We start from the raw sequence: 23,010 nt of genomic DNA, 5'->3' as shown, positions 1-23,010 counted from the left end.
CAGCTTCTATACGCCACGCTCACCGTCCACTTTTTGGATGATATTCATGGACTTTAATGTTTGCTGAAACCAACGAATTTTTCTTTTGATAGGGCTGTGTTGTGCCTTGGCTTTGCCGATTTCGGCTTTAGTATTGATTTCAGCCTCTGATAGCCCGGCTATACTTGCTACCTTCGCATATAGCTCGGCATTGGTCATTGGACCATCAGCTTGTGCATAAGCTTCTTCCACATGGAAAAGCTCCAGCTGCCCCTGCATGTTTGGTTTCATTTATGCTCCAGACCAATATTAATAATTCATAGAATCATTTTATAGTTCTTTAAATGAAATGGCAATATCTAAATCCTGTAGAGATGTCGGTATATCTCTTCGATGGAATTGAACTAATTGGATAATGGGAGCTCTTTAAAGTGATTCATTGTTGAGTTTATGGCGACTTAGCTAGGGTAACGTTTTGTAAAATATGAGATTCCTGCCAACTTATGCCACAGACTTTCACATGTGAAAGTGCGAGTTGGATCTTCTTTATCTATAATGAGATCCTTGCGATGTTCTGACAGAACATTTTATGTTCATTGATAAGATCTACTATATTAACTATTACTTATCGTGAACCTTTGAAAGCAACTTATTTATTGGGTAAATATTAGTGTTTAAATTAAATACACTGCACGAAGCTGTGCCTGGCGTGGATCTAGATAGCCTGCCAGACATTAAAGCAGTAATAGGCCAAGCAGAACCGCTTGAAGCAAGTATGATGACGGTAATTGCATATCGTGAAATGCATAACGCCAACATTTTGAACCTTAGTGAGCGAGAGCGATTTTTTTTGAGTATGTCTTTGATGAAATGCTTTGTGGAGAAAGGGCTTCTATCGTCAGGTGATATGATGAAGTACCGACTTTCACATGTGAAAGTCGGCTGAGGATTTAGTGGATTTGTGTCGGTTGCTGGCACATTGGACAAACGTTACCGCGATAGTTAGGCAATACCAAAACTCTACTTGCCACGTTAACTAAGATTTTGTAGAGCAACATTCTCGCCGTTACCAAACCAACTGCAAAACACCCACCGTAACCAACAACTCTATTTTGAGCAGCTTTTAAGTACTCTTGCCCTATGAGTTCTTCTGCGTTCTCGTAGTTTGTAAGTTCGGTCATAGTTGTTAGATAGACACCTCTAATCTCTTGGGCAAGGAATGCCGCAACACAAAAGATAATGATGGTACACAGTATTCTTACATGGGTTAAGCGGGATATCCCCGCTTTAAACTCATAGTAGATATTGAATACAAGGGAGAACATAAGAGCAAAAAGTAGTGGCTCTGGAAGCGTCAGCTGGTGGAGGTATATCCGGATCAGGCTGATATAGACAAAAATACCAAATACATTCAAAGCCAATGTGCTTACATCCCTACCCAGTTGGTTGTTAATGGATAGTTTCACTTTTTACGTCTCCATTCCCAAGGTGGCATTCTTTCTGCCTCCGGCAATGCCCATAAGCCTACACCATTCTGTTTTGCCTCTTGCTCGTAAGAAAACAGTTCAGTGCTTTTTGCATACCGCCTGTATACCCATGCGTTACCCGTTTTTACCAGTTGTCCGTTTACCCACAAATCATCGACGTAGATATGACCAACAATGCGGCCATAACGATCAACGTCGGTTTGTTCTACACGAACGACTTTCCCACCCACTATAGAAAGAAGGGCTTGTTTTGCTTTCTTTCCCCAGGGTTGTTTCGACTCGGGTGTGTCGATTTCTGCAAGTCTAATACGGTGTTCTTTTTTACCATCGGTACACTGATAGGTGCCAGTGCATGAGGCATCTGTGAGGACTTTTATAGTGTCACCATCGCTGACTCGTACCACCTTCCCATAAAAGGTTTCAGCCATAATTGGTGCATTAAAAACGAAGTAGAGAAGGGTGGTAGTTAGAATTTTTTTAAGCATGATTAATTCCTTACTGTTGTCCTGATAGAGCATTCCACATTTGTTTGTGTAATGCCGAAATAGCGGTATAGGCCCCTTTCATTTCTGGTCGCTCCAGTTCCTTCAAGAACCAAAGAGACCCTAAGAGAATCGCTAAACATCCACCAGCCAGCATTAGATCATTGAACGTCATGAATAGGCTGTACCCAGACAAGCAGACATTGCACAGCATCCAAATTTTAGTGAAGAGCAATCCAGTTGAGTGATAGGTTACAAGCAAGTACGAAATGAAAGATGCGCATACTAGAACTAAAATTGGACCTCCCAACCACGTCGTCCATGTTTGAGTACCAAGAGGCGAGGGTAGTTCTAGTAACCATACTCCAGCACTCCAAATTACAGCTGATGCCATCATGTAGGCTGCTGCCATTTTTATCATCATTTGTGGTTTCATAACACTCCTTACCTATTCCACTTTCACATGTGAAAGTTGTTTTTAGGTTGTTTTTTCATTTAATTCCGATCCATAGCTGTGACGGATACTGTCATCGTTGAACCAGAAGCCCTTTTTGGATGGGGACTTAGTAGTCTCCAATCAAAAAGGCCCCAATTACTGGGGCCGCTTTCACATGTGAAAGTCAATTTGTGCTGATAGAGATAAATACTGACTTTGTGCCATTTACATCTTTCAGCCATGACATTGCACCATAATCTCCATCGACCATCGCGCTGTACCGTTCCCGCACACCTAGACCACACAAGAGGTCATCAATCGCTGTTGTTGGGTCACAGGATGGACGATATGTTTCTTGCCAATGGATATCTCCAGATTCGATGTATGCCTCTTTGATATGGAAGTACTCGCCATTCCAAGTTGTATATAACTTGTCGTCATTTCCAGAAAACAAACGTGGATATATAGCACCGTTTGAATTGAGCTCTGTGACGTTACTTGCTATGGATTGTTCTAATGTGGCAAACATTAGCTTCTCTGTTCTGATGGTATTGCCAACAACATTGTCGCGTTGACGCCACACAGCATGAACATCTCCATTGGTACTGGTTAAGCTAGCTTGCCCTGCATCGGCACTTATATTGGGAATGCCTGAGATAGGAGAGTAACCATTGTTGTCACTACGCCATGTTACGCCGATTAGGTCAGAAGAACCCGACCCTCGGCTTTCAGACCATAGCGCATAGCTAGTAAGGTTAGTGTTGATAGATGCTAAACCACTCTTGACTCCATCATCATCAATAACGCTGCGTTCCACTACAGGCGTATTGAATGGACCAAGTTTGACGGTATGTTTGGCTAGGACATCATTTTCATCATCAGCGCCCTTTTCGATACTTAGGATTTCAAGTACGCCAGGAGAAGTTTCTACTGAATGTATCGAGATAGCACTTTTAACTTCACCGTCACTGTTTGTTTTTATATTTCTCGAAAGTTCTGTCGTTGCAATGATATTGGCTTTTGTGCCGTCGTTGCTTAACCAGGCTATTGCCAATGCATTTGTATCGGAGCCAAAAATCGGAGTTTGCCAGATAACGATGCTTTGTCCTGACGGGTCAGTGAAGAGAGTGTTGTCGGTGATTTTTACTCGACTTTCCTCATTCGTAGCTGCCGCGTCAGTCATAAGTACATGATCAACTTCTAATGGTGGGGACCATTCTTGTGTTGTTGCGTCGTAATAGGAAACGTTCAGTTTCTGGTTGTTACTATTGTCTCTCTGTACCCATGTAATATAGGCATTACCATGATTTGAAAGGCTCATTTGAACAGAGCTCTTGTAGTGGTTTTCATCGACAATGAATGGTTGCCAGTCTGATCTTAGTATTTCACCAATATCGGCACTTATCTTGACTTTGTTAGGTACATTGCCATTCGCATAGTCTTCGATAGGGGCTACAGAAGCATATAGCTCATCCGGTTTGTCATTGTTGGCTTCTTCGACCCAGGCACTGTATAGAACAGCCGAACCATTTTCGTTTTGTAGCTGGATGACAGGAAGTGTTGCATCTCTTGTTGGAGAGCTCAGTAACACTTCTTTTTGCCATTCTCGCTTAGCGACCGTTGTTGTTTCTGTTGAGTTGTCTTGGTTATTGCTTTCACTACCATTGCCATTGGAAGTAGTTCCAGTGCCTCCACTGGAACCACCACATCCTGCCAACACTGATAGTAGAGCAGCTGCTAAAGCTGTTCTTCTTAACATCAATTACATCCTCTGTTGTTAGTTGTTTTCGGATTCAATCATCATTTTTCGAATGATGGCCGCGATAGCTTGTGATGGCTGTGCCCCACGAATAAGCTGAGTTTTCCCAGTTTGGTTATCTACGATGAAAGTCGCTGGTGTACCTGAAATGCCATTTTCAGTAGCTTGCTTCACATCTGCTGCTATTTTCAGGTCGTAACGGCCAGAAGCTAAACACTCTCGAACTAGGGAAGCATCGGCACCAACACTCTCAATAACTTCTGCCAAATTAGGCACTCCACCACCATTGCCTTGTGATTTGGCAAATACTTCGTCTAAGAACACCCAGAATCCACGGTTGCCTTTTTGTTCAGCAACACATTCCGCTGCTAACGCTTCTTTTTCTGCCGCTGGGTTATGAAAACTCAATGGCAGATGTTTCCATTGCCAGTTGATATTCCCGTTACTTGCATCCACCACTTCTTTTGGTGTGTCGTGGAATTTTTTGCAGAACGGACACTCCAGGTCAGAAAATTCCACCAGCGTGAATCGAGCGTTCAGGTTTCCATATATGCGTTTATCGTCAGGCACTTGTTCGGGAGCTGATTCGTATTTTGCGTATTTAGCCTGAATATCCTGTTCGCGTTTCTGTTGAACGAAATGTTCCAGTGCTTTTTGAACTGCATTGTTAAAGCGCTCTTCTGATTTAAAGCGATAGTCACTTTCTAGTTGAGTAATCTTCGACTGGAGAGAATCGCGCTCTTGAATGAGCAACTCTTTGGTCTGGTAAATTTGATATCCCACTGTAGCGACAGACGCTCCCAAAATTAGGGTCATAGCAGCACCAACGGCCAGTAGCTTTTTCTGCATTGGACTGAATGATTTTTGTTGTTGTGGTGTGGTTTGTTCTGACATTACATTTTGTCCTTAGTAAACTTTTACAGTTGCCAATTCATGAATCAGGGTTGAAGCTTCCATTTTTGCGCGTTGTGTTAAGCGCTTAACGATGTCTTCACTTGGTGAGTAATCAACGAGGTTTGTTTCTTCTATAACATTGCGAGAAATAGAGTGTAGGCTTCCTAAACCATCAATTAACCCAATCTCAAGTGCTTGCTCTCCATTCCAGATCAATCCAGAGAACACTTTTGGATCGGCTTTGAGTCGTTCACCACGGCTCTCTTTTACTCGCTCGATGAACTGCTGGTGGGTTTTCGATAGCACTTCCTTCCAGAAGCTAGTTATCTCTTCTGAAAGAGGGGAGAATGGGTCTAACAAAGCTTTGTTTTCACCAGATGTTATAGCTCGTCTTTCAATACCCAATTTTTCCATGAGCCCGGTAAATCCGAAGCCAGAACTGATGACACCAATAGAGCCAACCATACTTGCTTTGTCCGCATAAATTTTGTCTGCGGCCACGGCGATGTAATAGCCACCAGATGCACCGATATCATCAATTACAGCGATAACTTGTTTTTCTGGGTATTCTGCTTTTTGAGCTTGAATCTCTTCGTATATTCGACCTGCTTGCACAGGGCTTCCACCAGGACTGTTTATTCGTAGAACGACAGCTTTTGCATGGGGATTTTTGAAAGCAGCCTGAATGGAAGGTATTAGATGATCTTCATCTGCAAGTGAACCCGCAGCGATTTCTCCTTTGATATTAATGAATGCAACATGTGGAGTGTCAGCTTTGGATGTCTGCCAAGGTAGTCCTCCTGGATTTGAAGCTACGGTTAGAAATGCAACTATCATAAGGACAAAGCCAAGGGAGCGAATCAACTGAATCCCTCTTCGCCATCTTCTGTCTTTTACCTGTTCCTTATGGAGGGTAAAGACCAGATCTTTAATCATGTCTTTTTCCCATGCTTCTGGTTTATTGTTTTCACTCATGTTTATTCCTTAGTTGTGGTTTGTTTTCGACCTGGGTGAGGTGGAACCAGAAACAGCTCCCATTCTTCCTCGGTTAATTTGTTCTCTTTCGCTAATTCAAGTTTGTCGGCTTGTTTTAACCTCTCTGATAACGTGGATTCCGCTAACCCGAAATTAGTAGCGACTGCCGCAACGGAAGGGTATCCCTTGCCATTTATCACAATTTCAACATCGGCTTTTCGATTAGGGGGAATAGCGTTGAGTACCTTTTCCCAGTCCATATCTGAAAGCTCGTTACATCGTGCCTTTTCCAATAATTCTCGATGTCGAAGTCTCTGGTAGAGAGCCGAGTACGTTAAGTTAGCGGCTTCGGCTAGATGGTTTAACGTGGGGTAGGAATCACCTTTATAGGTGATAGGTTTGTTGGCCGCCTTTGGGCCCTTGTTTGGAGCTGGTGGTTCAGATAAGACTGAGTTCCAGTTCTCATCTGTCATAGTGTTGGTTTGGTAGGCTTTTAATAGCCCTTTATCCCTAATCCTTGAATAGAGAGTCCTTTCTGCTTTACCAGTTTGTTGGGCCAGTTCGGTTAAACTAGCGTAGGGTTTTCCTTTGACGTAAATAGGTGAACTCTTTCTTCGCCTTGCTTTACGTTTTTTAGTCTTTTTTTCTGGGCAAAATGTGCCAGCTTCTCTTTGTTCTATGAAGACAGAGCTAGTTTCTGCGTTGAAGAACTCATCCGCTATTCTATTTTTAAGCTCCGTTGCCCTGGCTATGACGACATCAAGCATTCGATCAACAGCCACAGCATTTGCTGCACTATACGGAACCAGCTTTCCTTCGCGGTTGCGTTTAAGGCTAAGTGCTTCTGCTTCTCGGCAAAGCTCTGTACATTGAATAGCGAAATGTCCGGTATCTTTCATTAGGTATGATGAAATGATGCCGCTCATTTTCCTCGTGAATCTTGAAGTCATATATTGAACATGCCCATCCATCAACTCCTGGCTTTCTATACCAAGCTTTCTGGACAGCTCTTCAATATCTTTTTGTTTATAACGGAAAGCCGAGTGTTTTAAGCTTTGTGCATTACGAATAAGCTCTTGACTCGCGCCATGTCTCTCCAAGTCGGATATTAGGAATGGGGCCAATAGATCCATGCGCACTACACTCCAACTCCAATGACCTTCAAGACAAATAGGCATAGCATTGAATAGAAGGGGGTTAGCAGTAGAGATGCCATGACCATACCGAATACTCGTGCTGGCATTTTTTTAGCGTACATAACCATCCAAGGCATCATTGCACATAAGGCAGCGATCATTGCTCCACCAGCGCCAAGCTCAGGGAAAAGCACTGATTGGATAAGGATAAACAGGCATTGAGCATAGCCAGCTTGATTCAATGGCTTGTTACTAAGGTTTTCTTCACTTTTTTCTGGTGTTTGAGTTCTTTCCACATTTCGCTCCTTACGCCAACTCTGGTTCACCGAAGTATTGACGGTATAAGTCGTGATCATTCGCTAACAGACGCTTGACTGTGCTTTCATCAATCTCATTAATTGCCATGATTAGGATTTGGTCTTTCCCAATCACACTCATATCTACAGTGAACCAAGTGCCTCTGACCGATTTAGCAAGAATTTGTAGGTTCCAAGGCACTTTTATCTCGTTGGCCGCAGTGATGTTTGAAACCTTAACAACCGTTGCATCCTTCCCGAGCCAGCGTTTGTTATCAATGACAAGATCCATATTGTCGAACGCTGATTTGGCTGCTTTTTTGCGGATTTCTATGATGGAGTTTGAGCCTCCATTCTTGGCCGCAAGCCAAAGAACTACCCCTAATGCTGTACAGGCGACGATAGGTTTACCTGCAAGACCAGCAATTACTCCGCCGATAGATATCAGCAACATCATTGCTTTATTGATTCTTGTTAATGGCATAAGCCCTCCTTTGCCATGAGAGTAACGGATAAACAGCAAAAGCTTCTCACGGCAACATGCCCAATAAGGGCAACTGAGAACTCAATGAAACAATCCCTCACACGAACAGGACGTCTTTATTAGTCCTTGCCTAATAGCCTGATATTTGTAGTAGAGAGAGACGACTTTTTTTTCATTCAGTAACTTTGTTCTGATGTAACGAACCTTGTTCTTTCCGTCGGGCTGTGGGACAACCGTTCTAACGTACCCGTAATCGGATACCTCTAAGTTGTATTGATTTTTAAGAATCACTCGGTATACAGATAGCTGGATTACATCCGATTCAAAGATCCTGTTATCTTTCCTTAACTTGGTATCCAGAGGGATAAGGACTTTCTTTTTTGATAAAAAAACCTGATCAACTCTTCCATGCAGAGGTACAGGTAGTGTTGTTGCCACATCTTCTTCACAAAGAAACAGAGTTGCGTTTCTCAACTCTTTTGGCATGTTTTCTTCACTCCACCAGCTGAGCACCTCATGCAAATGCTTTTTCCGCCATAGGTCTACTTTGGCAATTAGAAATGGAGCGACAATCAGTGAAACTAACAACAAGACTATATTCATAAGATACTCTCGATTACTTTATAGTATCATTATATAGCCCCTTAAATATTTGTCACGTAGCCACTTAGGAAGTACTAAGCATTTAGGTTCGGTATGAGGGAAGGGGTAGCGTGAAAGACTTTTAGGGCAGGGAAGAGCCCCGTGTAGAAGGGGCTATTGCAGCTGGTGGAGCACTAGTGAAGCAAAGAGGGGACTTTCACATGTGAAAGTCTACCGTCAGACATCATATCTAAGGTGTCTACATCTAAATTTGAGTCTCTTAGCCCTTTTCCTTCGTAGACGATATCTGGTGTGCAGCTTGATTTAAATACGCCGTGGGGAATATGATCGAAATCCCCAAGCCACATTCTAAGTCTGAGATCAACGATGTAGTCTCCTGGCAATGTAATCCAGCAATGAGGGGTTACTACGTCTCCTGACGACTTTTCTGTTACATAGCCGAACATGCAACAGTGTTCAACGTTGGCTTGTTTCAGAAGATGGCTTACTAGATAAGTCATTCCATCACAGTCAACCTGACAGTCCTCCAACACAAACAGAACTGTTTCTAATTCAGAAAACCATTCCTCATTGATCATTTGAAAGTTCCTTTTTATTTATCTCATTCTCAAAAGGGTACGGCTTTCTTCTTTCCGCCAATTCAATGTCTGCTCCGCACTGTTTACATAACCCCTGTTCCTTTGCACAGCTGTCGCAGACTGCATCAGTAGCAGTTGAGCCGAACTGCATTGTTTCTTCGCAAACACCACAAGGTTTTGATGTTATCGCAGCTCCTCCTATTCGTTGAGAACGAGCGTAATAGCAACATAAACACAAATGCATGGACTCTCGTTTTTCCTTTTCGACGTCAGAGGTAATCCTTTCGGCAAGTTGGAGTATGTGCTGGATTTGTTCTTTAGCTCTTTTGTTTCTATATGAAATTGTTGAGCGTGTAATTTGTTCTTTCTGCTGCTGCATGTCTACCTCCTGAAAAAGGCAATCTCCCTAAGCAAAATGCTTGGGGAGAGCTAATTAGTTCTCTGGGTGTATGAACAATAGAGGTTCGCCATTGTCGAGTAGATAAGGCGTTTTAAATTTAGATTCACCTACCTGTATGTTCCCAGATGCTACGTAAACATAAGCCCAAGAGGGAAGTTTTCCGCTTACAAGTGAATATATTTTGTCGCTTGGGACATGGCTACCTTTGCCGGGAGTAACTCGGAATCGGTTGTAGTAAACACTGTGGTTTGATTCAAAAGCATACGAATCAATTTCATCGACTCCGACAAAGCTAGGGGCCTTTGCTTCGCGGGGCTCAAAGACTTCGGTTGCTATGTAGCAGAGATCCACATTTGTCATGCCTGGTTTGTATATGGGGCAACCGTACTCTTCACTGTGAAAGTAGAACTCTACTTTGCGTTCGGAATTGCCATTTGTTGCTTCATACTCTAATCCCATTTCTTCTAGCGTTGATTCAATGGCCGTTTTCATTTCAGACAAAAGTTTCTCTTGAGCATTTTTGGTGGATGACGCTTCGGACTTTGGCATCCATGCAATTACGCTGTTTCTGGATGCTGTGTCGGGCTGCTCTAAAAGAGAGGTGACAAGCCCCAATCCTAACCCTGATGTTAAATCTAGGTTCGCACCGAAGGAGGAGGTAAACAAAAGAGAGTTTGTCGCAGCGCTGCCTGCAAATTGCAAAGACTCGTAATTCTCTCTTGGGACGTATTTGTCACTTACATCGTACAATCCACCAGCCTGCGCGATGTTATATGCACGACTGTGTGATTCATCGTATGACACTGGTTGGGAAGTTGACGCACAACCAGTCATTATTACCGACATTATTGACACGCCTAAACCTATTAGTTTTCCATTTATCATTACCTAACTCCTAAGTTGTTTTTAGGTTGCTTTTGTGTTCCTTTAGTGAACAATGCAACTTTACCTTATCTATCAAAACACTACCTTAAAGGCACTTTGCTTTTCTTGACGGCATTCAATCTATTTTTATGCATACCCAGCATTCAATCTAAATGTCGTCTTTGGGTTGCTTTTCGATATTTCACATTGAAAAGCCAAGTCCGTTTTCGGTTTGCCTTTTAAGATCATTATATGACCTTATAAAGATGATGCAATACACTAATTCACGGCTGGTTAAAGTAAATGTCAGTACGGTCGATTAAAGAAAATCAGTGTCCTATGCTTTTTATTGGACGCTCAGAATTGGCTTGGAGAGCCTTGTATGGAATTTGTCGTTATTACTTTCTTTGGATTAGCTATATCCACGCTGGTGGTGCAATACACTTCTCGGCGTACTAACGGAACAACGCTAAGTTATTCCCAGTCTTTTAAGGTCGTCTTAATTCGCAGTGGAGTGGCTGTGGGGGCTGGGTTTTTGATTGGTAGATTGTTCTCAGTAGCGATTTCAAAAGGCTTTCTGAATAAGGATGTTTTGATAGAACAACCTCTGGTTGTTGCAGGTATAGTTGCGTTTTGCGGCCTAGCTTCGTTCCTGGCATTTCAGTGGGGTTACTCAAAGATTTCCGGCAAACAGGTCTCTCTGTTGTCAGCTCTCAAGTTCGCAGTCAAAGAGATAGGGTACTTTATGTTACTGCTTGCTGGAGTGTTTGTTCTTTCGTTAGCTCTGTTTGGTATTGTGGAGGTTATGGCGAGTAATGGTTCTGAGTTGTCTATCCGGTCTTGATTCGATGTGTGATGTTATTTCGGTGCTCGGAAACATCACCAAACCGGGTTCTAATTCATTGATTAGCCTCTAGTGCTATTTATCTTCTTTGCTTTCACCAAAGCAGTTCCTATGGACCGAAGGAAACACAACTAGGTAGTACCAAGCATTACATAAATCCTTCGGTATCTTCAAGACATTCATATCTGCATCATTTTTTATGACGTTCATCGTATGGCGATAGTGAGCTGGATACCGCGTTTGCAAAGGTAATAAAGCTCGCAATACTTGAGAATAGAACTTCTGAGCTGGCCGCAAGGCAAGTATACACATTGATTTTCTGGATTAACGTAAGACCAGCAAGTGGTTTCGTTAACTCTAGGACCTGCACTGTTGGAGTCTTTTAGGTTGCTAATTGGTAGAGCTCCCTAATTTGGTTTTGGGGTAGGTTTGATATTGATTCATAGACATAAGGCGCGATCGGTTAACTGATCGGGTCTGTATGTTAATTGGCTTGGTGTGTTCTGGTGCGTCATTTGTGTTTTGTCACGCTATGTTCTGCTGTGACATTGTTAGAGCTCTCGTCTCGTTCGAATTTTACCTGGCAATCATGTTTAGTATCCGATTGGTGATTTGTAGAGGGCAGCGTTGTGTTTGGGGGTAATCACCTAATGGAAGTAAGCCGAGAGGATGTAAGCCATTATTTCGACTCTGACATTAAAACCTTTGCTGTGTCTCAATGCTGCTCTTAACAACGTGCAAATTCTGTGTATCAGTAAGGTTTGTTGTGAGGTGACAAATGATGTTTTTATCCACAGAAAAAGTGGATAAGTTTTGTACTAACACCAATTCCTCTGTGTCTTGTGAGTGCAAATTACCCTTGCTTAACTTGCGTATAAAGCTACTAGTGATAGCAATCCCATAGCGAACGCACCGCTTAAACATAGTTGCAGCACACGACGGCATTTAACTTGTTTGTCTGTCATAAAGCGCTGTGTGGCACTCTCATAGGAGAAGTGAGCAAATTCACCTCGCAATGTATCACTGGTTCCGTTAAAAGCGTTAGAGAGCTTTCTAGGCGCTCTCTCGTTGATCCTTTTACTCACTCGTGATCGTTTGATCATTTTTTCACATTTGCCTAATTTTGCCATTTCAGTGGCTGATACAGAATTCATGTTGGTCTCCTTGGTTCATTGTTCTTATAGTTCAACCTTTCGCTTATCAATAAGTTTTTCGTAGTCATTCAGAAGCCTACGGATCTTCATTAGTACATTTGAGCGTTGTCTTAGCACTGCGTAGTATTCTTCGGTCATTTTTATGGACTTGAACTCATCGTCAGTGGCTTTTTTGAATGCTGACAAGTCGTATTGATTGCCTGTCCCTTTCTTGAGGTATGTTGAATACACTTGGGATTTACCCCCCTTTGGATCTGGCTTGAAACGGTTTAAAAACCATTCGGCAGATAGGCTTCTTCCATTCATTCTTGCCCTAGTTCCGAATCGCCATTGATTATTTTCGTCCTCTTCTTCTCTGGCTATTCTGTTTGATGCCCAATGTACGTCTGCTCTTTTCTTTGCTTCAACGATAAGAACTTTCATCTCTTGCTCTAGTGCGGTTTGTATCTCTAGAACAAAGTCTCTTGATATTGCTTCAATGTCATCAAGGTACAGTTCAGATCTTTCATCCTCATTTTTGGGATCTAACAAAAGATCCCAGTCTATATTTGCCTTCTTACTGGTTTTATCCGTACTCATTTCTTAGGCTCCTGAGCTGGCTTTAGCGTGGCTAATAGCAAAATTCCTAACCAATTCCTATCCAAATACCTATCTATCTGGAGGATTTAACTCTTTTATCCAGATAGATAGGTACTCTCTTACGATAGCTCGTGAATTATTTTTGTCAACGCTCTATCTATCTGGATAATTTGTTACCAATATCCTAGATATTGCAATCTTTATGATTATGTATCGGTTTTATCCAGATAGATATAGGATTTCTACTCATAAATATTTCACTATACACCAGCGAGGTTATTAAAGAGTCTTGAGCAAATGCTTCGATTGTTGCTTTTTTTTGGTTTTTTTAATCGAAAAGCAATCTAAACGCCCCTTTTGGGCAATTGTGGAGGCGGTCTTGGTAAATGTCGTGATGTAAATTGTCTCTCATCGGCTGAATTGCATCTAAAAGCCATCTTGTGATTACTTTTTGATTTAATAGGAGTGGGGCATGTTTGTTCTTGGTCTAGATATTGGATACTCAAACTTAAAACTTGCATACGGAGAGAAGGGGGAAGAGCCTAAGGTTGAAGTTCTGCCTGTAGGCGCTGGGCCAGCAGAGCTTATGCCTCAGCAGTTAATGGGAGGCGCGTCTAATTGTATCCTGGTGGACATAGACGGAGAAAAATGGGTCGCTGGGGTAGAGCCAGATCGATTGCAGGGTTGGGAAAGAGAGTTACATGGTGATTATCCCTCAACCAAATCGTATAAGGCTTTATTTTTAGCTGGCTTACTTTTGAGCGGACGTTCAGAGATTGATGTTCTTGTAACTGGTCTTCCTGTTGATCAGTTTATGGATAAGTCTAAGAGAGATGCACTTGTTGAACGTCTTACTGGTGAGCATCAAATTTCACCTAAAAGAAAGGTGCTGGTGAAATCAGTTGTAGTCGTGCCTCAGCCTGCCGGAGCGTATATGGATGTGGTTAGTTCTTGCGATGATGAGGAACTGTTAGAAATCATAAATGAAGGTCGAACAGTTGTTATTGACCCTGGGTTTTTTAGTGTTGATTGGGTCGCTCTCGAAGAGGGGGAGGTACGTTATCAATCTTCTGGTACGTCTCTGAAAGCAATGTCTATTCTTCTACAGGAACTAAATAGACTAATACAAGAGGACTATGGTACGGGACCTGGATTAGAAAAAATCGAAAAAGCTATCCGCTCGAATAAGAAAGAATTGCTTCTACACGGTTCGAAAGTTCCTCTTAGTGAGTACTTCGATAAGGCTGCGTCTAAGGTTGCTCCAAATGCATTAACGCCTATGAAGAAGTCTATGCGTGAAGAAGGTATGGCTGCTGATGCTGTGTTGCTTGCTGGTGGAGGAGCTTCGGCTTACAAAGAAGCTGCAAAAGAACTGTTCCCTCATTCAAAGGTTGTGGTTCCTTCCAACGCAGTGGCATCGAATGCTCGTGGTTTTTGGTTCTGCGGCTAGTTAAGGGGGACATATGGCTAGTAGTGATTGGGATGGGAAAATTAGTAATTTCAAAGTCTCAGAGCAGGCATTTCCCGAGCTTTATCAAGAGCTATCTCAAATGCATCATAAGGAACGTTGTGACCGTCTTAGATGTTTAGCTATGTTAGGTATGTATGCTCTTAGAGGTGGGGCAATGACTACAGTCCAACACTTTAGCCCTCCACTTGAAGAGCAGGTTGAAGAGAAAAATAATAAGTTAGACAAAGCTAGGAATGGGTTGAAAGGTAAATTGCTGCAAAGTGTATGACGCAGATTGTAAATAGAGCGTTGTTCCAATAGAAAAGGGGTGAGAAATCTCACCCCTTTTTTAATCAATGAGCAAATCAAGCATAAGAATAGTTGCTTTCATGGGTGAGCGATTCTTCTTCATTTTTTCCGCTACATGCTTGGTTTTTACAGAAAGGGCAATCCACACTTGTTCTTTGATTAACTGATGTGAAGTAGTTGCACTTGCAGCTATGACAAGTTTCTATCATAGCTTCACCAGAACGCAGCTCTTGGGCTAAACACCACGCATCGGTGATGTCGAGCATCTGCCAACGAGTTCCTTTCATTCCAGGCGTCTCATTTCTAATAGCGCAATACATTTGGTAAGCCACATGGAGTGCATCAATGTTTATTGAACGAAGGGCCGCTTCGCCAGCTATATTGTAATAAAGCTGCATCAATAGAGACGCTTCAATCTTTGATGTATGGCTATGAATCAAAGTTGCACCTCCACGCGCAGTTCTACTCTTCCTGCAAATTTCAAGACCTTCATCTTCTAGCTCTTTGTACATTCTACGTACTTGCTTGTAGGTAAGTCCTGTTTCTACCATGATGATCTTGGTAATGTATCCAGCCAAAGCCATGTTCCTAGCCGATATCCATCGGGCCAAAGAGTTTGAATTACAACTCATTGCCGCCTCCCGTTGTAGTTATAGATTGTTGATGCTTCTTTAAAATGAGGTGTGTAACCCTTTGTTCGTCACTGTCCAGAATTTCTCTCACCAGCTCAGGTGAAAACCTGATCGAAAATGGCATGTCCTGGCTACATGCTAAGTTTCTTAGTTGATTATCAGAGGCTTGAGATACGATTTTTGTAAGGTTGACTGAGACCCCGAAAGTTTGCGCTGCAATATTAATGTCTTGCTGTGACACTTTTCCCATAAGCAGCCAATATGCAGCCCCAAATCCAGAGTCAGAAGAAGGCGTCAAACAAATTTGATCGAAGGATTGCTCCAAGTGTGAGATATAGATTTTTTCTGGCGAGGAAAGCTTAAAAGAAAGGATTACACCTGATGATAAGAGCTCTAATTGATGCTTTGTAGCATCCGCAAGTGCTTCCACTGTTTCCAGTGGAAGAGAAAATTGCTCCGAGACTTCTCGTGGGTGGATTTCTGCTAGGTGCTTCAACAATGTCCATAAAGACAGATCAAATTCGTAAACATTTCTATCAGCCTGGGATTCACTAAGAGAGGCAATATTCATATTGTAAGAACATGAGTAGTCCATCCTAAATGCCCTCAGTATCCAAGTTTCTATAAATGGCAAGGATTCGACTGCCGTAATTTCTTGCTCTAGCTTCATCAGACCAGGTGTAATAACGACCGATGCCTAGCTCCAAATCTCCAGGAGCGGACGAAATGCACTGGGCTAAGTAACCAGCTCCGACGTCAACGTTTTTAGCAGGGTCCAAGAGCTCATCTGGAGAACTTACTTTATCTCCATGCCAACGCAGATTGATTTGCATCATACCTACGTCAACATTTCTTCCGTGCTGAGCGAGAAGTGCATCGAGTTTTAACTTGGCTGATTCGAGAGAGGTCTCGTAATGAGGACCACCTTTGAGTGTCCTTAATGCCCAAGGCCAAGGGCTAATGTTTCCATCACCTCGACCTGTAGCTGACTCAGCCAACGCAACAGAGTACAAAAGCTTCGCTTCTACACCGTGTTTTATTGCTGCCTTTTCGAATACTGTACCAGTTAAGTCAATCGCGTTTGCTACGCTAGACATCCCGAGCAACGTAATTGCTATAAACTTCTTGACCCTTGCCATATATGAAAACCCTTATTTTCCTAGCCAGTCCTTCGGGGTGATCCCTTAAACTTTCAATTTTTCTTTTGGTAATCCGTCTTCGTATCTTTCCGGCCATATCTCAGTAGGCTTTTTGTTTAACGCTTGTGCGATAACGTACTCCCAGCGCGGGGACGGTTCGTACAAAGTGTTAGAAAGTACTTGTCGAGATGTTTTGTGCTCCCTTGCCAGGGATGCCAGGGATTTCCCTTGTATCTTTAATTGATACTTTATCCAACTGCGTTTCTGTTCTTCGTTTTGGGGAATTTCGCTATTCAAATACATCCTTTGTCTCTCTATTACCAAACTCTTTTTAAAGTTGCTTTCTTGTCGTTTGTTGACATTTCTTGACGTATTATGACCTTATTTATAGGATCATAAAGTGAGCCTATCAACAGAAAAAAACTTTAAAAATAGTTTTATCTTGCGTGGTAACGTTTTTTGCAGTAAGCGAATTGAAATTTGAAGTTTAATTTTTATGCAGGTGCTTTTGACCTGCTAGAATTTTATGCCCAGTTGGGTTGGAGTCATGGGCTATAGGCGTACCATTCGGGGGAGTGGTACGAAGAGGCAGAGTACCAAAAAGGAATGTACTCTACGTGTGTGTAGTAAGCTAAATAAGGTTTAGGAACCGAGCGGGCGCTGGTTCCTAATAAATTCACAACTAACCCTAAGGGTGATTCTTATTAATACTCTGACTTGCAGATGGGATCAGATGCAATTGCAACCATTACATTTGACCGAATAGGGTGCATTTTAACCACTAATAAAATTATAATCAACTGATTTCACAAATGGTTCTTTATTATATTTAGCGTATTCATCACATTTTTGCTGAGTGAAAGTCACATTTTTCATATTTTTCTATATGAAGATGGCGTTATAGGCACTTTCACATGTGAAAGTGAGTAGTAGAAGACGGATTCATGGTTGCATTATTTGATTCTGTGTTATATTGGTATTATGAAATTCGTTGAGGGTAAGAGCATGAAGCATGTCATTAATATTATCGGTTTGTTTCTGTTGCTGCTGGGGTTTGTTATGGCAGCGGATACTGCTTGGGGATGGGCTTTGATGTCTGTTCCTGTAATGTACTGGACGTTGGGGTTTGTGTTATTGGTTCATAAAAGTCCATTTGCAGCGATTGTTTTCTGGTCTGCTGTCGCATACATACAGTGGCAAGTAGCATTGGTAGCAATGATGGCTTTTATTCTTTTCGTTGGGATGCGCGCTGTTTATTCTGGTGGTGTTAATAAAATAGGAACTGGGAGATGCGCAAAGAAAAAACGACACAATCCCGCTACAGGTTTGCCAATGATGGGCCACAAAGGTATGGATGTAGATTCAAATGGTAATCCTTTTAATACCTTCTAAATAAAAAGGAGCACTTGGTGCTCCTTTTGGATTCGGGTGAAAGGGAAGAATTAATCGAATTGCTGATTTGCAATGTTGTAGCCACGAACGGCAGTAAGATAACTTCCTGATCTATCTCCAGCGTCACCTGCATTTTGTAAAACATTCACAAGTTGGTCTGTAAACTCTTGGTTTTGTTGAGATAAAACAGGGCTGCCATCTTCATTCATCATTACTGAACCATTAGCATCAGTTTCAGCATACTGCATTTTTAAGTTGTTAACAGCTTGACTCATTCTATCTTGGTTAGTATCAAAAGATTCAGCATAAACAGCCGCTTGTTCGTTTGTTAAACCGTATCTCGATGTCCCGAGCTCAGCCATAGTTTGCTTGAATTCATCTCCATATTGTTCCATGAAATTAGCTGCTGCACTACCGCCAGCTTCCGCTGCCGACGCTGCCGCTGCTGCGTAGAATGCCCCTCGTTGTTCTAAGCTCATTCCTTTAGCTGCTTCTGAGAGATCCGACTCTCCCGTTAACCACTCTTTGGCTGCGTTGTAACCGCTAGCTGCTGCGCCAATAACATTACGACCTAATTTTGCCGCTGCAACTGCCATTTCTCCGCCAAAGCCGTACTCTTCGGATATATAGTCGTCACCACGTTGAGTCGCTTCGATAAACTGGTCCCTTTGTTCTGGTGTCATGGTTCGCAACTGATCCATTGCATTTGAAAAATCGCTCGCTGTCGCCTGTCCACCAGCTACTGCTGCACCACCAACTTGCTCAGCTCTTCGAGCCAACCAGTCTCCAGTATTGTCTACTGCCCCCCAAGTGGAAGCGCTCCATGACATATCCGGCAAAGCATTGAGCATATTATTTCTTGCTTTTTGCTCTTCTGGGCTAGAAACAGCTCGGTTAGTCTGATTTGCAAGATTGCCTAATTGTTGGAGGTTTGCATCATGTTCGCCAGTTACCGGAGTAACAGGAGGTGTTGGTGGCGTTTCTGTTACCGGAGCTGTGCCAGACGTACTGATTGTGTTCTCCCTAAAATTGGAAGGTAAAACAGGACCGCTTCCAACGTTGCTGCCAACTGTCTGCCCTAAATTCTCTGGCACAGTCGGAGGAGTGAGGCCGCTGTACTGTAGAGGGTCGCTTTCAAATCCGCTATTTCTCCCGGTAGCTAAGTTGATTGCACTAACAGCAGCTTGGAAGCCTCCAACTTGTTGCCCTGGCTGATAGTTGTTGGTATTTGTCATAGCTGTCAGTCTAGCTGCCGCTTTAGCTACACCTGGGTCCATGCCATAACCACGATATCTTTGTTCGAGATTTGCCGCTTCTTTTCGAACTGAGTCCGGTGCATTTTGATAATGTTGGTTGAGGTAATCCATTGCTTCTGGCGAGCGAGCGACTTCGCCACCCAATGTTTTAAAGTCGCTATTTGTCATCGAGCCCATAGAGTTTTGCAATTGATCCATTGTTGTATATGCATTAGTGGCAGAAACAAGCTCTTGTGCAGACTTAGATAGATTTTGAGATAAATTATCACCCCATGACTGTTTAAAGGATTCGCCACCTTGTCTATTAATGCCATGAGCTAATTGATTGGTAAGTGCCTGAGAATCAGTCTTCCCCCATGAAACATTTTTCATGAATTGCGATACATCACTGGCAGACCATGTTGACGTATCTGTTGCAGACGATTCCGTTTTTCCCTGGGCTTGAGCAGTTAGACCTACAATATCACCACCACCGCCTTTGGCTCCATCCTCTTGAGAAGGTATAGTTGCCAAACCAGTTCCTTTGGAGGGACCTTTAACTGCATTTTTTACTGCTGCACGAGCGGTGCCCATCAGTGGCATTACCATTGCCGCAGCTTCTTTTACATCTAAAGAGCCTGTAGCCTGCATTGCGAACGCGCCTTTTACAGCATCGGCATGTTGATCATCAACTTGAAACTTATCCATGAAGCTTTTAGCTTGTTGATTAACCAACTGGCTTTGTTGAGTGTTTTGTGAACCGATTGTTCGGCCAATGCTAGAAAGACGGGAGTATGCTTGGTCTTGTGATACGCCATGAGAAAAACCTCGGCCAAGGGTGTCTGAGAATGCTTCTGACTTCTGGCTTTGTACTGCCCTTGCTGAGCTAACCCCGCTTCCAATAGATGAGCCAAGAGAAAATGAACTGATCATGCTTTCCGCTCCTGTTGCCATCGTCCCACTAAATTGGTTGTGGTTATATGCAGGTTGACTGTTCATTACTGGGCCTTGATTCAAAGCGTCAGGCGACTGAATTTTCTCATTGACATGATCAGAACCGTTAACCCTGTTAGCTAGACTGGTAAATGCGTATGTTGATCCTGTCACTATGAATAGTGAAATAATAGGAGTGGCTGCTGCTAACATTCCCCCCGTAGCGATCCAGTTCTGTAGAATGTCTCCTGTTGAGGATAATGCATACATTGAGTTTAAGCCTGGTGTAGACAGGCTTGCCATTTCATTAGTCGCTGCTGTATGAATGAATAGGTTTGTTATAGATAGAACTGGCATCCATAGCTGTATCCAGAGAACCGTTTGGAAGTATTTTCCTGCCAACGTCATTCCCATTGAACCCATAACGATGATAAAGCCCATTATAGGAGTTATCGCGTAAACAAAACCTTCAAAGAACGTTAACATCGGTCTGACGACTGACATGAACATAGATTGCTCTGCTGCCCATTGAGTGTTTCGCTGTTGAATCGCTTGGTTAATCATCAATGCAGAACCATAGTCTTGAAGGTCCTGGTATCGTCCGGCAGCTGCTTCATAATACAAAGGCTCTAGTAGAGCGACTTTTGTATATTCTACTGCTGAGGTGGAAATTGCTCCTACTGCTTGTAATGAGTCAGCTATCTTTGTTAGAGCATTTACACCTGTATAGGTAGGATCTACACCAAGTAGATTGTTTAAAGCGTTATTTACATTGGACCCACTTAGGTTATTTAATGCCCCAACAATGCCAACCCCCTCAGCTGTAGACCATGCCTCACTACAAGTAAAATCACCACCATCGGGATTCGACGCGTTTAGATATACACGCGTTCCGTATAGTGAAGAATTGAATTGTAAGGCTTGATCTAAAGGGAGTGTTAGAAGCTCATCTAAGCTCATCAGGTTGAGATCTACTTTTGTTAGCGTACATTCTCTAATGTAATTAGAAACTGAGCGACGAACATCAACATAGCCACCACCTTGCTCTTGGTTTAGGGCTGTAAAAATAGCGCTATCGTACACACCGCGTCTTACATCATTCAGTAGCTTGAGTGTTTCAGAAAAGTGAGTTTCAGTAACATTGGGTACGATAATGCCGTAACCAGTCTCAAATAATTTTGTTAGGGTGTAGCCAACATTCGATATAACACCTCCGGCAAAGCCTATACCAATCGGCACGTTTGCCACAGGACGAACTTGCCCGGTGTAAGCATCTTCAATCTTGACTAATGAAGTCGGTACGAAGAAGCAGGCGTATAGTAGCCACCCCATAAAAATTTGCTGAATATTGATCTGTTTTGCCCCTTGGAAAACAGATTGAACGGTTATCATCACTACACCAATAAGCAACCCAACACTGACCATCTTGGTGAAGTCATTGGTCCCCGTGATCATGGCTACAGCAATTAATATCTGCTCAAGAAATGCTGAGTCGCCAATGGAGTAAATAGTAAATTCAGGCATGAAGTTTTACTCCTTTGTTCTTGGTGCTTTAGTTAGCGTCGATAACATATATTTTTGCTTTCGAACGTTATTTAGGAGGTTGTTGTACTTTTCGATTTGAGAAGAGAGATCTCCATATTGAGCTGTAAGAATTGAGTATTCGGCTCTCATGTTGGCTTGAGATTCACGTAATACTTCCAACGCTTGCTGTTTATAAGGACTATCACTGTTTGATATAGCAATAAATGCAGCTCTGAAAAGCTCATTAGTAAATGAATACATCATTGCTAGAGAAATCGCTCCAGACGACTCTGAGGCAAATAACATTGCAGAGTCTTTAGATAGAACAGAAAGATTTCGGATGATTGCACCTATACCAACAGGTAAGCTAGCTAAAAAGTTTTGCTCGCTAGTTGATAGTGTTCCAGCATTACTAGCAAACTTGAAAATAATACCTGTAGATGTACTTGAACCAATAAGCATATCTTCAATTTGGCTCTTTATGCCTGTGATGTTGACGGTTTTAACACCGCCACCAGTTGCCCCAGCGCTTAGGCAATTTTCAGTATCTGAACCACATGAGTATATTTCAACGTTACTACCAGTGATTAGATCTGAAATTTGGATTTTATTGCCAGGTAAAGTGGTGATTGGTGTCGTTTTTTCCGTAATACTTGCGTGTGAATCATTAACAATATCACCGATTATTACTGTTCCCGTCACAGACATTATGGCTTCTAGTAATGTGTTGTCTCCGTATGTGAACCATGCGTTTGCATTATTTTTCTTCAATTGCTTCCAGATGATATTACCAATCATTTTCTTGTACTCATCTGGGTTGTTTGATTTCAATTGTTCGAGTGGTGTAGAACCGCCTTGCTCTTGCTTAGATGAGAATACATCGTCAAACAGACCCGTTGTGGTAGCTGTAATGGAAGCGTCAGTTTTGTGTTTAACATCGAATGAAGAGGTAGCGTCATTTACGATACCTTGTGCAAGTTGACAAGAATTACCCAAATATTGGTTTAATTGTTGTATTTTCTTTTGGAAGTTTTCTATCCATTTTGCACCATCAGGAAAGACGTTATCCAATGCTAATTGGAATGCGTATCCCTTTGCATTTGCAGCTACCGAACGCAGCAAAGTGACGATTTGTTCTGCGTTAACAAAGCTCAATGAGCCCCCAAATAGGTCAACACCACCACAACCAGCTTTCCATGATGGAGGTGTGAATGACACTAGGTTTTCATTAAATATGCGTGTTTTCGTGGTGTATCGACCACCAGCCAGAACCCCTCGACGCTGTGTTTCAAATACACCTGGTTGAGTGACATTGCTCATTTCATTGAAAAGGGCGTCCATTTCAGACTTTAAGCCGTTAGCTGTAGATATACTCGGTACTGTCCACAGAACGGATGCTACGCAAATAGCGAGAGCTTTCTTCCGCAGCTTGTTCTTTCTGAACAT

At 42.5% G+C, this 23,010-nt stretch carries 27 protein-coding genes; 5 read left to right on the top strand and 22 right to left on the bottom strand.

Features of this window, described 5'->3' with window-relative positions:
* Window positions 1-6 precede the first annotated feature (6 nt).
* Complete coding sequence (locus DI392_RS19780) at window positions 7-270, bottom strand: hypothetical protein (protein ID WP_226977602.1); 264 nt, start codon at window positions 268-270, stop codon at window positions 7-9.
* 379 nt (window positions 271-649) lie between these two features.
* Here DI392_RS19780 and DI392_RS13815 point away from each other — a divergent pair, with 379 nt between their 5' ends.
* The gene (locus DI392_RS13815) at window positions 650-925 is read left to right on the top strand and encodes a hypothetical protein (RefSeq protein WP_032073047.1); all 276 of its coding nucleotides are present in this window, start codon (window positions 650-652) and stop codon (window positions 923-925) included.
* 4 nt (window positions 926-929) lie between these two features.
* Here DI392_RS13815 and DI392_RS13810 read toward each other — a convergent pair whose 3' ends face one another.
* From DI392_RS13810 to DI392_RS13750, 13 genes are all read right to left on the bottom strand, one after another.
* A complete protein-coding gene (locus DI392_RS13810) occupies window positions 930-1,445 on the bottom strand; it encodes a hypothetical protein (RefSeq protein WP_032073046.1) in 516 nt (171 codons plus the stop codon).
* Window positions 1,442-1,894, bottom strand: a complete 453-nt coding sequence (locus DI392_RS13805; RefSeq protein ID WP_228209261.1) for a thermonuclease family protein — start codon at window positions 1,892-1,894, stop codon at window positions 1,442-1,444. The genes DI392_RS13810 and DI392_RS13805 overlap by 4 nt, the downstream gene beginning before the upstream one ends.
* Window positions 1,895-1,961: 67 nt before the next feature.
* Window positions 1,962-2,384 carry a hypothetical protein gene (locus DI392_RS13800; protein ID WP_017086025.1) on the bottom strand — a complete coding sequence of 141 codons (423 nt, stop codon included), beginning with the start codon at window positions 2,382-2,384 and terminating at the stop codon, window positions 1,962-1,964.
* Between the two features lie 184 nt (window positions 2,385-2,568).
* Window positions 2,569-4,143: a hypothetical protein gene (locus DI392_RS13795; protein WP_046224250.1), complete on the bottom strand. Its 1,575-nt coding sequence runs from the start codon at window positions 4,141-4,143 to the stop codon at window positions 2,569-2,571.
* An 18-nt stretch (window positions 4,144-4,161) separates the two neighbouring features.
* Complete coding sequence (locus tag DI392_RS13790; RefSeq protein ID WP_032073044.1) at window positions 4,162-5,037, bottom strand: DsbA family protein; 876 nt, start codon at window positions 5,035-5,037, stop codon at window positions 4,162-4,164.
* Window positions 5,038-5,049: 12 nt separating this feature from the next.
* Entirely contained in the window at window positions 5,050-6,012 is a 963-nt protein-coding gene (sppA, locus tag DI392_RS13785) for a signal peptide peptidase SppA (RefSeq protein WP_014386852.1), read from the bottom strand.
* A gap of 2 nt (window positions 6,013-6,014) precedes the next feature.
* Complete coding sequence (locus DI392_RS13780) at window positions 6,015-7,151, bottom strand: hypothetical protein (RefSeq protein WP_146194536.1); 1,137 nt, start codon at window positions 7,149-7,151, stop codon at window positions 6,015-6,017.
* A complete protein-coding gene (locus tag DI392_RS13775) occupies window positions 7,151-7,444 on the bottom strand; it encodes a hypothetical protein (RefSeq protein ID WP_014386850.1) in 294 nt (97 codons plus the stop codon). Before DI392_RS13775 ends, DI392_RS13780 begins: the two co-directional genes overlap by 1 nt.
* Window positions 7,445-7,454: 10 nt before the next feature.
* Window positions 7,455-7,928: a hypothetical protein gene (locus DI392_RS13770; protein WP_014386849.1), complete on the bottom strand. Its 474-nt coding sequence runs from the start codon at window positions 7,926-7,928 to the stop codon at window positions 7,455-7,457.
* 81 nt (window positions 7,929-8,009) lie between these two features.
* The gene (locus DI392_RS13765) at window positions 8,010-8,531 is read right to left on the bottom strand and encodes a hypothetical protein (protein ID WP_046224252.1); all 522 of its coding nucleotides are present in this window, start codon (window positions 8,529-8,531) and stop codon (window positions 8,010-8,012) included.
* Window positions 8,532-8,704: 173 nt separating this feature from the next.
* Window positions 8,705-9,109: a hypothetical protein gene (locus DI392_RS13760; RefSeq protein WP_014386847.1), complete on the bottom strand. Its 405-nt coding sequence runs from the start codon at window positions 9,107-9,109 to the stop codon at window positions 8,705-8,707.
* The gene (locus tag DI392_RS13755; RefSeq protein ID WP_014386846.1) at window positions 9,099-9,488 is read right to left on the bottom strand and encodes a hypothetical protein; all 390 of its coding nucleotides are present in this window, start codon (window positions 9,486-9,488) and stop codon (window positions 9,099-9,101) included. The genes DI392_RS13760 and DI392_RS13755 overlap by 11 nt, the downstream gene beginning before the upstream one ends.
* A 54-nt stretch (window positions 9,489-9,542) precedes the next feature.
* Window positions 9,543-10,394: a hypothetical protein gene (locus DI392_RS13750; protein WP_014386845.1), complete on the bottom strand. Its 852-nt coding sequence runs from the start codon at window positions 10,392-10,394 to the stop codon at window positions 9,543-9,545.
* Window positions 10,395-10,755: 361 nt separating this feature from the next.
* On the opposite strand from DI392_RS13750, the gene DI392_RS13745 reads away from it, so the two are divergent.
* Window positions 10,756-11,217 (top strand): hypothetical protein, encoded by a 462-nt coding sequence (locus DI392_RS13745; RefSeq protein ID WP_014386844.1) that lies wholly within the window; start codon window positions 10,756-10,758, stop codon window positions 11,215-11,217.
* 863 nt (window positions 11,218-12,080) lie between these two features.
* Here DI392_RS13745 and DI392_RS13740 read toward each other — a convergent pair.
* Window positions 12,081-12,371, bottom strand: a complete 291-nt coding sequence (locus tag DI392_RS13740) for a hypothetical protein (RefSeq protein ID WP_014386843.1) — start codon at window positions 12,369-12,371, stop codon at window positions 12,081-12,083.
* Between the two features lie 24 nt (window positions 12,372-12,395).
* A complete protein-coding gene (gene mobI, locus DI392_RS13735; RefSeq protein ID WP_014386842.1) occupies window positions 12,396-12,950 on the bottom strand; it encodes a conjugative transfer protein MobI(A/C) in 555 nt (184 codons plus the stop codon).
* A gap of 472 nt (window positions 12,951-13,422) precedes the next feature.
* Here mobI and DI392_RS13730 point away from each other — a divergent pair, with 472 nt between their 5' ends.
* Together DI392_RS13730 and DI392_RS13725 are read left to right on the top strand one after the other, a co-directional pair.
* Window positions 13,423-14,400, top strand: a complete 978-nt coding sequence (locus tag DI392_RS13730) for a ParM/StbA family protein (RefSeq protein WP_014386841.1) — start codon at window positions 13,423-13,425, stop codon at window positions 14,398-14,400.
* A 13-nt stretch (window positions 14,401-14,413) separates the two neighbouring features.
* Window positions 14,414-14,689 (top strand): hypothetical protein, encoded by a 276-nt coding sequence (locus DI392_RS13725; protein ID WP_014386840.1) that lies wholly within the window; start codon window positions 14,414-14,416, stop codon window positions 14,687-14,689.
* A gap of 76 nt (window positions 14,690-14,765) precedes the next feature.
* Here DI392_RS13725 and DI392_RS13720 read toward each other — a convergent pair whose 3' ends face one another.
* The 4 genes from DI392_RS13720 to DI392_RS13705 are packed head-to-tail and all read right to left on the bottom strand — an operon-like array spanning window position 14,766 to window position 16,783.
* The gene (locus tag DI392_RS13720) at window positions 14,766-15,293 is read right to left on the bottom strand and encodes a FlhC family transcriptional regulator (protein WP_342749706.1); all 528 of its coding nucleotides are present in this window, start codon (window positions 15,291-15,293) and stop codon (window positions 14,766-14,768) included.
* Window positions 15,294-15,330: 37 nt separating this feature from the next.
* The gene (locus DI392_RS13715; RefSeq protein WP_014386838.1) at window positions 15,331-15,936 is read right to left on the bottom strand and encodes a hypothetical protein; all 606 of its coding nucleotides are present in this window, start codon (window positions 15,934-15,936) and stop codon (window positions 15,331-15,333) included.
* A 1-nt stretch (window position 15,937) separates the two neighbouring features.
* Window positions 15,938-16,480 carry a transglycosylase SLT domain-containing protein gene (locus DI392_RS13710; protein WP_014386837.1) on the bottom strand — a complete coding sequence of 181 codons (543 nt, stop codon included), beginning with the start codon at window positions 16,478-16,480 and terminating at the stop codon, window positions 15,938-15,940.
* A gap of 45 nt (window positions 16,481-16,525) precedes the next feature.
* Entirely contained in the window at window positions 16,526-16,783 is a 258-nt protein-coding gene (locus tag DI392_RS13705; RefSeq protein ID WP_032073043.1) for a helix-turn-helix domain-containing protein, read from the bottom strand.
* 702 nt (window positions 16,784-17,485) lie between these two features.
* On the opposite strand from DI392_RS13705, the gene DI392_RS13700 reads away from it, so the two are divergent.
* Window positions 17,486-17,872: a hypothetical protein gene (locus DI392_RS13700; protein ID WP_109320325.1), complete on the top strand. Its 387-nt coding sequence runs from the start codon at window positions 17,486-17,488 to the stop codon at window positions 17,870-17,872.
* Window positions 17,873-17,922: 50 nt separating this feature from the next.
* Here DI392_RS13700 and DI392_RS13695 read toward each other — a convergent pair whose 3' ends face one another.
* Both DI392_RS13695 and DI392_RS13690 read right to left on the bottom strand, forming a co-directional pair.
* On the bottom strand, window positions 17,923-21,564 hold the full coding sequence (locus DI392_RS13695; protein ID WP_014386834.1) for a conjugal transfer protein TraG N-terminal domain-containing protein: 3,642 nt from the start codon (window positions 21,562-21,564) through the stop codon (window positions 17,923-17,925).
* A gap of 6 nt (window positions 21,565-21,570) precedes the next feature.
* Window positions 21,571-23,010 (bottom strand): conjugal transfer protein TraH, encoded by a 1,440-nt coding sequence (locus DI392_RS13690; RefSeq protein ID WP_014386833.1) that lies wholly within the window; start codon window positions 23,008-23,010, stop codon window positions 21,571-21,573.

Source organism: Vibrio albus, assembly GCF_003144035.1.
Lineage (GTDB): Bacteria > Pseudomonadota > Gammaproteobacteria > Enterobacterales > Vibrionaceae > Vibrio > Vibrio albus.
Note: the sequence above shows the minus strand (reverse complement) of the source record. Positions and strands in the feature narration are given on the sequence as shown.